Raw genomic sequence first — 12,252 nt, 5'->3', positions numbered from 1 at the left:
TTGAGGCTATCATGCGCGTATTGGTTTTCCTGTTAATCACGCTTTTTCCCGGTTTGAGTCATGCGGCCGGGTCCGCATTGCTGCGCTGGCAGGATACGCAGCAGGCAGTCCCGGAACTGCAATCGGACGTTACTGCAAACAAAGTCTGGAAACTGTGCGCGCTGTATCCCAGCCTGAAAGACTCCTATTGGCTTTCAGTGAATTACGGCATGCTTGAGGCGGCGAGAAAATACGGAGTAAGTCTGAAGGTGTTAGAGGCGGGAGGGTATCGTCAGTTCTCCACGCAAAAAACACAAATCGCCCAGTGCCAGCAATGGGGAGCAGATGCCATATTGCTGGGTAGCAGCACGACGACTTTCCCGGATCTTTCCGCGCAGGTAGGCGCGTTGCCGGTCATTGAGGTAGTGAATGCGATAGACGATCCGACGGTGAAAGCACGGGTCGGTGTTCCGTGGTTCCAGATGGGGTATCAGCCGGGCCGCTATCTGGTCAAGTGGAGCGGCGGCAAACCGTTAAAGGTTCTGCTATTGCCAGGACCTGATGACGCCGGAGGCAGCCGCGAAATGGTGGCAGGATTCCGTCAGGCGATTGCCGGTAGTCAGGTGAACATCGTGGATGTGGCGTTGGGGGATAATGATATTGAAGTTCAGCGCAACCTGTTGCAGGAGATGCTTGAGCGTCACCCGGATGTCGATGTGGTTGCCGGTACGGCAATTGCTGCGGAAGCGGCGATGGGAGAGAAACGGAATCCGGGGACGCCGCTAACCGTGGTCTCTTTTTACCTGTCGCATCAGGTGTATCGCGGACTTAAACGCGAAAGAATCATTATGGCTGCCAGCGATCAGATGGTCTGGCAAGGTGAACTGGCGATTCAACAGGCGATCAGGGTGCTACAAGGGCAACCGGTACCGGAAAATATCAGTCCGCCGATCCTGGTGCTCACCCCGAAAAATGCCGACAGCCAGCATGTTCAACGCTCGCTGTCTCCTGGCGGGTTCCGTCCGGTTTATCTGTATCAGTACACGTCGGCCGCTAAAAAATAACCTTCGCCGTGCTGTGTCACCAGTAAATCAGCCCGTAGCTTGTGGCGCAAACGGCGGATCAGTACATCTACGGTGCGTAAGTCTGGATTGTCTACCCGTCGTGCCGAAAGCATACGCAGTAAACGTTCGCGGCTGAGAATTTCTCCCGGATTGGTGACAAAGGCGACCAGCATTTCATACTCGGCGCGGGTGAGTTTGATCGTCTCATCGCCCAGCTCCAGGGTATGCCGGGAGACATTCAGACAGTATCCGGCAAACTGATAGCAGTTATCTTTGGTCTCCGGCTGTGCCTGGCGGGCAAGATCGATACGCCAGAGCAAATTTTTAACCCGAACCACCAGTTCACGTAGCTCCAGCGGCTTGGTGACATAATCATCAGCGCCCATTTCCAGGCCAACGATCCGGTCAATTTGATCGCTACGACCTGTCACCAGAATGATCCCCACCGTTGAGCGTTCGCGCAGGGCGCGGGTCAGCATTAAGCCATTTTCGTCCGGGAGGTTGATATCCAACAGAATGAGATCGACAGGATGTTGTGACATGATTTCACGCAGACCAGCTCCGCTGGCAGTGACAGAGACATGATAACCTTCCTGTTCAAAATATGCCTGTAACCTCGCCTGGGTGACGGGTTCATCTTCAACAATGACAATGTGATGCGGCATCCTGATGGTGTTCTCTTTCTGTTCATATCTGTTCACATTGTGCCGTAAGCCATTCATCCTGACCAGTGTTGCTGTTCACATTTGAGAAATAAGATCTTCTGTAACTAAACCATATAATTACAGGGGCTATTATGCGGAAACTTTGGAGGGCGCTACTCAGACCGAGCGCACGTTGGTCAGTGTTGGCGCTGGTCGTCATCGGGATTGTGGTCGGTATCGCGCTGATCGTTTTGCCGCACGTTGGCATCAAATTAACCAGCTCTACCGAGTTTTGCGTGAGCTGCCACAGCATGCAGCCGGTTTATGAAGAATATAAACAGTCCGCGCATTTTCAGAATGCCTCCGGGGTGCGCGCAGAATGTCATGACTGCCACATTCCATCCGATATTCCAGGCATGGTGAAACGTAAGCTGGAGGCCAGCAACGATATTTACCAAACCTTTGTTGCCCACTCTATTGATACTCCAGAGAAATTCGAAGCCAAACGCGCTGAGCTGGCGGAGCGCGAATGGGCGCGAATGAAGGAGAACAACTCCGCGACCTGTCGTTCTTGTCATGACTATGATGCGATGGACCACGCGAAACAACATCCTGAAGCTGCGCGCCAGATGAAGATTGCGGCCAAGGACAACCAATCCTGTATCGACTGCCATAAAGGTATTGCGCACCAGCTTCCCGATATGAGCAGCGGTTTCCGCAAGCAGTTTGATGAGTTACGCGCCAGGGCGAACGACGATGGCGAGACGCTCTACTCTCTGGACATCAAGCCTATTTATGCCGCTAAGGGTGATAAAGAACCTGCTGGCTCACTGCTACCCGCCTCTGAAGTAAAAGTGTTAAAGCGTGATGGTGATTGGCTGCAAATTGAAATTGTGGGCTGGACCGAGAGTAATGGGCGTCAGCGCGTGTTGGCGCAACTGCCGGGCAAGCGCATTTTTGTGGCTTCCATTCGTGGCGACATCCAGCAGCACGTGAAGACGCTGGAGCAAACCACCGTTGCGGAAACGAATACGCCATGGAGTAAATTGCAGGCCACTGCCTGGATGCAGAAGGGCGATATGGTCAACGATATCAAACCTATCTGGGCTTATGCCGACTCGCTCTATAACGGAACCTGTAACCAATGCCACGGTGCACCAGAGAAAGAACACTTTGATGCTAACGGTTGGATTGGCACGTTGAACGGCATGATTGGATTTACCAGTCTGGATAAACGTGAAGAACGTACCTTGCTGAAATATTTGCAGATGAATGCCTCTGACACTACGGATAAGCCGCATGGCGATAAGGGAGAAAGCAATGAAAAATAACGATCTCTTTCAGGCATCGCGCCGACGTTTTTTGCTGCAACTGGGCGGCTTGACCGTAGCTGGTATGTTAGGGCCTTCGCTGCTCACGCCGCGTAGCGCTAATGCCGCAGAGGTGCAGGGGGCAGGCGTCAAAGAGGGGATTCTGACCGGTTCTCACTGGGGGGCGATTCGTGCCACCGTGGTTGACGGTCGTTTCATTGAAGCCAGGCCGTTCGAGCGCGATAAATACCCGTCAAAAATGATCGCCGGACTCCCGGATCACGTACACGGTGGAGCGCGTATTCGCTATCCCATGGTCCGCGTGGACTGGTTGCGTAAACACCATCAGAGCGATACCTCGCAACGTGGAGATAACCGCTTTGTGCGCGTTTCGTGGGATGAAGCGCTGGATTTCTTCTATCAGGAGCTGGAGCGCATTCAGAAGACTTATGGTCCGAGCGCGCTGCTAACGGCCAGCGGCTGGCAATCGACCGGGATGTTCCACAATGCTTCCGGGATGCTGGCGCGTGCCATTGCGCTGCATGGCAACAGCGTGAGTACGGGGGGCGACTATTCCACCGGTGCTGCTCAGGTCATTCTGCCGCGCGTGGTGGGATCAATGGAGGTATATGAACAGCAGACCTCCTGGCCACTGGTACTCGAAAACAGCAAAACCATTGTGCTGTGGGGTTCTGACCTCATCAAAAACCAGCAGGCGAACTGGTGGTGTCCAGATCATGATGTCTACGAATACTACGAGCAACTGAAGGAAAAAGTGGCGCGGGGCGAGATTTCGGTCATCAGCGTTGACCCGGTCGTCACCTCGACTCATGACTACCTTGGCCGCGACAAGGTTAAGCACATCGCCGTGAATCCGCAGGCTGATGTGCCGCTACAGCTGGCGCTGGCACACACGCTGTATACCGAGAAGCTCTACGATAAGCATTTCCTCGAGAACTACTGCGTTGGGTTTGAACAATTTCTGCCTTATCTGCTGGGAGAAAGTGACGGACAGCCTAAAGATGCCCAGTGGGCGGAAAAAATCTGCGGGATTGATGCTGAGACAATCCGTGAACTTGCGCGGCAGATGGCGGGCGGCAGAACGCAAATTATTGCTGGCTGGTGCGTGCAGCGTATGCAGCACGGGGAACAGTGGGCGTGGATGATCGTGGTGCTGGCCTCAATGCTCGGGCAAATTGGCTTACCCGGGGGGGGATTTGGCTTTGGCTGGCACTACAACGGCGCGGGCACCCCAGGGCGTAAAGGCGTTATCCTGAGCGGATTTTCTGGTTCCACCACCGTTCCACCGGTACATGACAGCACCGATTATAAGGGCTACAGCAGTACCATCCCGATCGCGCGTTTTATCGATGCGATTCTGGAGCCGGGCAAGAGCATCAACTGGAACGGTAAAACCGTCAAGCTGCCACCGTTGAAGATGTGCGTTTTTGCCGGGACCAACCCTTTCCATCGTCACCAGCAGATCAACCGTATTATTGAGGGCTGGCGCAAGCTGGAAACCGTTATCGCCATCGACAATCAGTGGACTTCGACCTGTCGATTCGCCGATATCGTATTACCGGCGACGACCCAGTTTGAACGTAACGATCTCGACCAATATGGCAACCACTCCAACCGCGGCATTATCGCTATGAAGCAGCTGGTGCAGCCGCAGTTTGAAGCGCGTAATGATTTCGATATTTTCCGCGATCTTTGCCGCCGCTTTAACCGTGAAGAAGCGTTCACAGAAGGGTTGGATGAGATGGGCTGGTTGAAGCGCATCTGGCAGGAAGGAAGCCAGCAAGGGAAGGGACGCGGTGTTCATCTTCCGGCTTTCGACGTTTTCTGGAATCAGCAAGAGTACGTTGAATTCGAACATCCGCAGATGTTTGTCCGTCATCAGGCCTTCCGCGAAGATCCCGACCTTGAGCCTCTGGGGACGCCGAGCGGTTTGATCGAGATCTATTCGAAAACTATTGCCGATATGCAATATGACGATTGTCAGGGGCATCCAATGTGGTTTGAGAAAATCGAACGTTCACACGGTGGGCCTGGATCGCAACGTTGGCCGCTGCATCTGCAATCCGTCCACCCGGATTTCCGTCTGCATTCACAGCTCTGCGAGTCCGAAGCGCTGCGTAAGCATTACGCGGTAGGTGGCAAAGAGCCGGTGTTTATTAACCCGCAGGATGCCAGCGCCAGGGGGATCCGCAACGGCGATATAGTTCGTGTATTTAATGCGCGTGGACAAGTGCTGGCCGGCGCGGTTGTCTCCGATCTCTACTCGCCGGGCGTGGCGCGCATCCATGAAGGTGCCTGGTACGATCCTGATAACGGTGGAGAAAGCGGAGCGCTGTGTAAATACGGTAATCCGAACGTGTTAACCCTAGATATCGGCACGTCTCAGCTGGCGCAGGCGACCAGTGCGCATACTACGCTGGTGGAAATTGAGAAATATACCGGTAAGGTGGATAACGTGACGGCGTTCAGCGGCCCGATAAAAATGGTGGCGCAGTGCGAATATGTCCCGGCACAGAAGGTGACGTCATGATGAAACACACCTCCCTGACGACAGAACAGATGGCCTGTGTTTATGCATGGTTGGCGCAAATGTTTTCCCGGGAGCGTGACGGTGAGGGATTAGCGCAATTGCAGTCCAGCGAAATGACGGAGTGGTTCACCGTGCTCAAAGGTGAACCGTCGCTTGAGGCCGATGTTCTTTTGCTGGAAGCGAAAATTGCCGCGCTCAAGGTACGTGAAGACGCTACCCTGGAACTGGCGGCTGATTTTTGCAGCCTGTTCCTGATGTCGGATAAACACGCCGCGTTACCCTATGCGTCGGCTCATCTTGAAGAAGGGCCAAACTACGGGGTCATTAAACAACTGTTATCTGATGCGGGCATGCAGGTAAGCGATACGTTTAGCGAATCAGCCGATCATCTGGCGATTTTTATCGAACTGCTGAGCCATCTGCATTTTTCTCTTGGTGAGCCAGGGGTTAGCCGTCAGCGTATTGATGCGTTGCGCAGAGAAACGCTGGCGGGGCTGTTACGCTGGTTACCGGAGTTCACTGCTAAATGCCGCCGATATGATGACTTTGGTTTCTACGCTGCGCTGAGCCAGCTGCTGCTGGCATTTGTCAGGCTGGATCATCAGAACTGAGTGATAGCCTGAGCCACAGAAAAACGGGAGCATATTCGCTCCCGTTTTAACCCTATCACCGCACAACCAGCACCGGGCATTTCGCGTGGCGGACTACGGCTGCCGCCGTTGAACCCAGTAAATAAGTGCTAAACCCCGGTTTGTGTGAGGCGATGACGATAAGCTCGGCGTCAACCGCCTCCGCCAGCTTGAGGATCTGATCCTTCGGCGGGCCGTAAACGACGTGGGTCTGAGTCCTGCCGGCAGGAATATTGAACTGCTTAATAATTTCTTCGAGTTTTTCGCTGGCCTTAGCCTGCAGACCACTTCTGTCCGGAAATTCGGTAGAGTAGGCCAGTCCCAGCGAGGCATAGAACGGAACGGTAGGAATAACGGCTAAAAAGTGGACCTTCGCGGTTTTGGCATGCGCCTGGACCTGCGGCACAACATGACGAGTGAGATCGGCTTCAGAGATATCAATGGGCACCAGAATTGAGCGATACATATTCACTACCTCCTGTTTGTTTTACCTCTACCCTGAGTGTAGCGAAAGTTGTTTCTGTATAATAAGTGACCAGATCAAGGATGTGTGCATCAGTGCGCGTCATGAAGCAGTATGTACTGTAAGCCTATCTTGAATGTATTTCTCAGCAAAACCAAAAGAGATGTCCCCTCGTTAATGCTTGCCATCTCGAAATAGAAAAGGGTGCTTTTTTATATTTTTCATTGTATATTTAATTATATAACGATGGCCGTTAAGGGGGTAATTTCAACAGCGTTATGAACTCCGTAATTTTTTATTCTGACATCATCTTACTTTACAGATGTATAAACTTGGCAAGTGGTTTAAAAATCTGTTTTTAAAGAAAAAACAATAATTACATTTCGTTCTCACTAATTATGCGAGCCTCTTCAAACTTACCCATTTGCTGATTCTCATTTCTCTCCGCGCTTGATGAATATCAATAAATAGCTGCTTTAGGATATTTATTGTCTACCTCTAAAAGGGTATTCGTCTGATGGAATTAAAAGATGAGAAAAATAAATAAAACTATCCTATGGACGATGCTGCTGTGCATTGTTCTTGGTGCAGTTATTGTTTTGGCAGGGCAATGGACATTACATAAAACCTCGAGTACAGAATTCTGTTTGTCTTGCCATACGATGCAGGCGCCCTACGAAGAATATACAGGCTCGGTTCACTTCCAGAATCAGAAAGGTATTCGCGCAGAGTGCGCGGACTGTCATATCCCGGAGGGCGGTTTGGATTTTCTGGTGGCTAAGCTGCGGGCCTCAAAAGATGTTTATCATCAGTTCATAACCAAAAAAATCGATACCCCGGAAAAATTTGAAGAACACCGTCTGGAGATGGCGCAAACCGTTTGGGCACAGCTCAAGGCTAATGATTCTGCGACCTGCCGTAGCTGCCACAGTATGGACGCCATGGATCTTGCCGCACAAAGCGCGGATGCTCAGAAGATGCACAAAATGGGCATCGCGGAAAAGCAAACCTGTATTGATTGCCATAAAGGCGTCGCCCATTTCCCACCTGAAATAAAAATGGATGACAGTGCGCTTAAAGGACTTGAAGCGCAGTCAGCCTCCACCCCAGCTTCAGCAACTGAACTTTATGCTGTAAGCAACACCGCGCTTGGCGATCTGGGAACTGTTTACCCGGCAACCAAAATGCAGGTCCTGAAAACAACGGACAATGCGCGACTGGTCGAGATTCGCGGTAGCCAGATGCAAGGAAGTGAACAGGTTATTTACTACGCAGCAGGGCAGCGTTTGATTCTTGCCAGCCTGAGTGAAAAAGGTCAACAGTCGCTGAAGATCCTCTCCGACTGGAAAAAAGATGACTACGGCAATGCGTGGCGAGATGTCGTGCTGCAGGGCGAATGGAGCGGTTCCGCACTCGCCAGCCGTGAACCTATGTGGGATTACGCGCGCAAACTCGACAATGTTTACTGCGCGGGCTGTCATGCGCCAATTCCGGCGAATCACTTCACGCTTAACGCCTGGCCTTCAGTAGCCAAAGGGATGGGGGCCCGCACCAATATCAGTGAAACCGAACTGGATATCCTGAGCCGTTACTTCCAGTACAACGCTAAAGACATGAATAAATAAGCGATCAATCAGGAGAAATCATGAAACTCACAAGACGTGACTTTATTAAGACGGCTGGCGCGGCAACCGGGACAATGGCGATTTCTTCGGTGATCCCAATGCCAGCCTGGGCCGAAGGCCAGAATGGCGGAGCAATCCTGACGGCAGCACGTTGGGGTGCGGTATACGTGGAAGTAAAAGATGGAAAAGTGGTTTCCTCAAAAGGTGCGTTGCCGAAAACGGTGCCGAACTCATTACAGCAAACCGCGCCAGATCAGGTTCATACCAATATCCGCGTGAAGTATCCGATGGTGCGCAAAAGCTATCTGGAAAACCCGGGTAAAGCGGATGGCAAACGCGGTAACGATCCCTTTGTGCGGGTCAGCTGGGAACAGGCGCTGAAGCTCATTCATGAACAGCACAGCCGGATCCGCAGCAGCTATGGTCCCGCTTCGATATTTGCCGGTTCTTATGGCTGGCGATCCAGCGGCGTTCTGCATAAGGCGCAAACCTTACTGCAACGCTATATGAGCATGGCCGGTGGCTACGCTGGGCATACCGGAGATTATTCAACCGGTGCCGCGCAGGTGATCATGCCATACGTTGTGGGATCGGTTGAGGTTTATGAGCAGCAAACCACCTGGCCGATGGTGCTTGAGCACAGTCAGGTCGTGGTGCTGTGGGGGATGAACCCGCTCAACACCCTTAAGATTGCCTGGAGCAGCACGGATGAACAAGGGATCGAATACTTTAATCTGCTGAAGAAATCAGGGAAAAGCGTCATCGCCATCGATCCGATGCGTTCTGAAACCATCGAGTTCTTTGGTGATAATGCGACCTGGATTGCGCCACATATGGGGACCGACGTGGCAATGATGTTAGGGATCGCCCATACGCTGGTGAAGAAAAACCTTCACGACAAAGCCTTCCTGGAAAAATACACTACCGGATATCCGCAGTTTGAAGAGTACCTGCTCGGCAAGAGCGATAAAGTAGAGAAAACCGCCGAATGGGCATCTGGCGTGTGTGGCGTGCCTGCTGAGCAACTGGAAAAGCTGGCGGAAATTTTCTCCAGCAACAAAACCATGCTCATGGCAGGTTGGGGGATTCAGCGCCAGCAATACGGTGAGCAAAAACACTGGATGCTGGTGACTCTGGCGGCGATGCTGGGGCAAATTGGTACCGAAGGCGGCGGCTTCGGGTTCTCTTATCACTATTCCAACGGCGGTAATCCAACGCGTATCGGTGGGGTTTTACCGGCGATCTCCGCCAAAATTGAGGGTGGGTCATCGGCAGGTAATGACTGGGCGGTTTCCGATGCGGTGACCAGCCTGCCGGTAGCGCGAATTGTCGAAGCGCTGGAAAACCCAGGCGGCAAATATCAACATAACGGTAAAGAGCAAACCTTCCCGGATATCAAAATGATCTGGTGGGCGGGCGGCGCTAACTTTACCCATCATCAGGATACCAACCGCTTAATCAAAGCCTGGCAGAAGCCTGAACTGGTTGTCATCTCTGAATGCTACTGGACCGCTGCGGCCAAACACGCAGATATCGTTCTGCCAATCACCACTTCGTTTGAGCGTAACGATCTGACCATGACCGGTGATTACAGTAACCAGCATCTGGTACCGATGAAGCAGGTCATTGAGCCGCAGTTTGAAGCGCGTAGTGATTTTGACGTATTTGCCGATCTGGCTGAGATGCTTAAGCCGGGGGGGAAAGCTGTCTACACCGAAGGCAAAGACGAAATGGCGTGGCTGAAGCAGTTCTATGACGTCGCGCAAAAAGCCGCCCGCGCCCAGCGTGTTGCCATGCCTCAGTTCAACGCGTTCTGGCAGCAGAATAAGCTGATCGAAATGCGTGAGAATGAAAAGAATAACAAATATGTGCGCTACGCGGATTTCCGCAGCGATCCGGTGATGAACGCACTCGGAACGCCGAGCGGCAAGATTGAAATCTACTCGAAAACGATTGAAGGCTATCAGTATAAAGACTGTCCGCCGCATGCGTCCTGGATTGAACCGGATGAATGGAAAGGAACTGCGGATAAAGATCAGCTGCAGCTACTGACGGCGCACCCGGCACATCGTCTGCATAGCCAGCTGAACTACGCGTCGCTACGTAAAGAGTACGCGATTGCCAATCGTGAACCGGTGACGATTCATCCGGATGACGCAAAAGCCAGAGGGATTGCCGAGGGCGATCTGGTCCGCGTATGGAATGCTCGTGGACAGGTTCTGGTTGGGGCGCACGTCAGCGACGGCATCAAACCGGGTATCATCTGTATTCATGAAGGCGCATGGCCGGATATTGAAAACGGTATCTGTAAAAATGGCGGCGCGAACGTGCTGACGGCGGATATCCCGACTTCAAGACTGGCGAATGGTTGTGCCGGGAATACCAGCCTGGTATACGCAGAAAAATACACCGGTGAAGCGCCAAAACTCACCGTCTTTGATGAGCCAGCAATTGTCACCATGTAATGATGACTGATAAACGGGGGCCGTAAGGCTCCCGTTTTTTATTGCTGTTTGGGCAACGTTTTACTGTTGTTACTCAGCCAGCACTATCACATCTCCCGTTGCCGGGGCGTCAGTTCCCGGTAGCCACAATCGCCCCCACGAACCGGTGCAATGACAGCCGAGCAGTTTTTCGGGTTGCTGTTGCTGAATAAATTGTCGGGTCCGCCATAGCTTAGCGGGGGAGGCGGCGCGTAAATGAAAGCCACCGACCAGGGCATAAATTTTGTTAACCCCGGTGATTTTCTGGCAATGGCGTACGATGTTTTCTATTCCCCGATGCCCGCAACCGGTAATGATGACTAACCCGCGTGCAGATTTATAGATCAATACGCCTTCGTCACTGATGTAATCTGGCTGGAGTGTTTTCTCGCTAATCACGCCATAGGACTGTGGCGTGGGGACACTGATTTCCCCGGACCACAAAAAACGATCGCTGATAGCCAGCGGCTCGCGGGTGTATTCCATTATGAATCGAGAGTAGTTGTTATCACGCGAGAGTTTTTTAATTTTTCGTGGTATTCCCGCAACCGTTATCGATGCGTAACGCTCGCAGGCCAGTTGAGGATGGCAAATGATACGGCTGTTATCCGCAAGCCACGGCACGCCGCCGCAGTGATCATAATGACCGTGCGACAGTACTACGGCGGTTAATTGGGTCAGGTCTACGCCCATTTGCGTAGCGTTGTGCATGAAGCTGCCATCCGGCCCGGTATCAAACAATATTGTGGTTGTTTCATCCTGAACTAACAGACTTAATCCAGGCTTGGCCAGTATTGATTTTTCTGCGCCAGCAGCGCGTCGGTTTTCAAGCAGCACTGTGAGGGTTAAAGCCATGCCTGACTCCCGTATTAAAACGGCATACTGTAATGCATCGCTTTTGAGAGCGCTGTGATCGCAGCGCTCTTTAGCGTTATCCGTTATTCACGCACAATTTTGCCTGCGTTTCCTGCATCGCTGTCATTCCAGCTACCGTGACCATTTGTTTTAATCGTATAGGTGGCATAGCCGACACGGAAGGTCATCGTATCCTTATAGGTATTTACGTCACGCACTTCATTACCATTGACGTAAACGCCGGAATCTTCGACGTGAATATCAACGCTGCGTTGACCATTGGCAAATTTGGCCACGTAATTTCCGCTGAATTTGCCATCAATACCGGCATTATCGTGGTTATCCGTGTTAGTGGTATTTTGCTGTTTTTCACCATGATGATGACGATTCTGCTGGCCGTTGCTGTTCTCAATAAAGCCATGATCGCGGTTCCACTGATAGGATTTATTCACATCGCAGCCATTGAGTTCACTCATCTGCGTACAACCTGAACGTTCATACTTTTTCTGCATTGCCGGGGTAATTGCACATGCTGTTGTGGCAGTTGTCAGGCCAAGGACCAGGAGGGTTAGCAGTCGTTTATTCATTTTTTACTCACTATCATCATTAAATTTATTTATAGGAATGCGAACTTTTTGACTGTCATGTT

General features: G+C 52.0%; 10 protein-coding genes. 6 read left to right on the top strand and 4 right to left on the bottom strand.

From position 1 onward, the window contains the following. Positions 1 to 11: 11 nt before the first annotated feature. The gene (gene torT, locus OGX83_RS11535; protein ID WP_286588067.1) at positions 12 to 1,043 is read left to right on the top strand and encodes a TMAO reductase system periplasmic protein TorT; all 1,032 of its coding nucleotides are present in this window, start codon (positions 12 to 14) and stop codon (positions 1,041 to 1,043) included. On the opposite strand, the gene torR is transcribed toward torT, so the two are convergent. After that, positions 1,016 to 1,708 (bottom strand): two-component system response regulator TorR, encoded by a 693-nt coding sequence (gene torR / locus OGX83_RS11530; RefSeq protein ID WP_020996565.1) that lies wholly within the window; start codon positions 1,706 to 1,708, stop codon positions 1,016 to 1,018. The genes torT and torR overlap by 28 nt on opposite strands. 131 nt (positions 1,709 to 1,839) lie before the next feature. Between torR and torC the strand changes: the two genes are divergently transcribed. From torC to torD, 3 genes are read left to right on the top strand one after another with little or no spacing between them, the layout of a single operon-like run. Beyond that, positions 1,840 to 3,018 carry a pentaheme c-type cytochrome TorC gene (gene torC, locus OGX83_RS11525; RefSeq protein ID WP_003831126.1) on the top strand — a complete coding sequence of 393 codons (1,179 nt, stop codon included), beginning with the start codon at positions 1,840 to 1,842 and terminating at the stop codon, positions 3,016 to 3,018. Then, a complete protein-coding gene (gene torA, locus OGX83_RS11520; RefSeq protein ID WP_286588065.1) occupies positions 3,008 to 5,548 on the top strand; it encodes a trimethylamine-N-oxide reductase TorA in 2,541 nt (846 codons plus the stop codon). The genes torC and torA overlap by 11 nt, the downstream gene beginning before the upstream one ends. After that, positions 5,545 to 6,159 (top strand): molecular chaperone TorD, encoded by a 615-nt coding sequence (gene torD / locus OGX83_RS11515; RefSeq protein ID WP_111465964.1) that lies wholly within the window; start codon positions 5,545 to 5,547, stop codon positions 6,157 to 6,159. Before torA ends, torD begins: the two co-directional genes overlap by 4 nt. Before the next feature lie 55 nt (positions 6,160 to 6,214). Here the strand turns inward: torD and uspF are convergent, their stop codons facing one another. Further along, positions 6,215 to 6,643 carry a universal stress protein UspF gene (gene uspF, locus OGX83_RS11510; RefSeq protein WP_003831130.1) on the bottom strand — a complete coding sequence of 143 codons (429 nt, stop codon included), beginning with the start codon at positions 6,641 to 6,643 and terminating at the stop codon, positions 6,215 to 6,217. Between the two features lie 527 nt (positions 6,644 to 7,170). Between uspF and OGX83_RS11505 the strand changes: the two genes are divergently transcribed. Beyond that, a complete protein-coding gene (locus OGX83_RS11505; protein ID WP_048235934.1) occupies positions 7,171 to 8,265 on the top strand; it encodes a NapC/NirT family cytochrome c in 1,095 nt (364 codons plus the stop codon). A 20-nt stretch (positions 8,266 to 8,285) separates the two neighbouring features. After that, positions 8,286 to 10,730 (top strand): trimethylamine-N-oxide reductase 2, encoded by a 2,445-nt coding sequence (locus OGX83_RS11500; RefSeq protein ID WP_032942601.1) that lies wholly within the window; start codon positions 8,286 to 8,288, stop codon positions 10,728 to 10,730. A 69-nt stretch (positions 10,731 to 10,799) separates the two neighbouring features. On the opposite strand, the gene OGX83_RS11495 is transcribed toward OGX83_RS11500, so the two are convergent. Both OGX83_RS11495 and OGX83_RS11490 read right to left on the bottom strand, forming a co-directional pair. Further along, positions 10,800 to 11,603: an MBL fold metallo-hydrolase gene (locus tag OGX83_RS11495; protein WP_286566674.1), complete on the bottom strand. Its 804-nt coding sequence runs from the start codon at positions 11,601 to 11,603 to the stop codon at positions 10,800 to 10,802. An 83-nt stretch (positions 11,604 to 11,686) separates the two neighbouring features. Beyond that, complete coding sequence (locus OGX83_RS11490; RefSeq protein WP_008784020.1) at positions 11,687 to 12,190, bottom strand: hypothetical protein; 504 nt, start codon at positions 12,188 to 12,190, stop codon at positions 11,687 to 11,689. Positions 12,191 to 12,252: the final 62 nt, after the last annotated feature.

The sequence above is a fragment of the Citrobacter sp. Cpo074 genome, assembly GCF_030332745.1.
Classification (GTDB): domain Bacteria; phylum Pseudomonadota; class Gammaproteobacteria; order Enterobacterales; family Enterobacteriaceae; genus Citrobacter; species Citrobacter portucalensis.
Note: the sequence above shows the minus strand (reverse complement) of the source record. Positions and strands in the feature narration are given on the sequence as shown.

Coding starts and splice junctions, on each gene's coding strand:
- torR (WP_020996565.1), bottom strand. CDS start 1,708: ATGCCGCATCACATTGTCATTGTTGAAGATGAACCCGTCACCCAGGCG.
- torT (WP_286588067.1), top strand. CDS start 12: ATGCGCGTATTGGTTTTCCTGTTAATCACGCTTTTTCCCGGTTTGAGT.
- OGX83_RS11490 (WP_008784020.1), bottom strand. CDS start 12,190: ATGAATAAACGACTGCTAACCCTCCTGGTCCTTGGCCTGACAACTGCC.
- torD (WP_111465964.1), top strand. CDS start 5,545: ATGATGAAACACACCTCCCTGACGACAGAACAGATGGCCTGTGTTTAT.
- torA (WP_286588065.1), top strand. CDS start 3,008: ATGAAAAATAACGATCTCTTTCAGGCATCGCGCCGACGTTTTTTGCTG.
- uspF (WP_003831130.1), bottom strand. CDS start 6,643: ATGTATCGCTCAATTCTGGTGCCCATTGATATCTCTGAAGCCGATCTC.
- OGX83_RS11505 (WP_048235934.1), top strand. CDS start 7,171: ATGAGAAAAATAAATAAAACTATCCTATGGACGATGCTGCTGTGCATT.
- OGX83_RS11495 (WP_286566674.1), bottom strand. CDS start 11,603: ATGGCTTTAACCCTCACAGTGCTGCTTGAAAACCGACGCGCTGCTGGC.
- torC (WP_003831126.1), top strand. CDS start 1,840: ATGCGGAAACTTTGGAGGGCGCTACTCAGACCGAGCGCACGTTGGTCA.
- OGX83_RS11500 (WP_032942601.1), top strand. CDS start 8,286: ATGAAACTCACAAGACGTGACTTTATTAAGACGGCTGGCGCGGCAACC.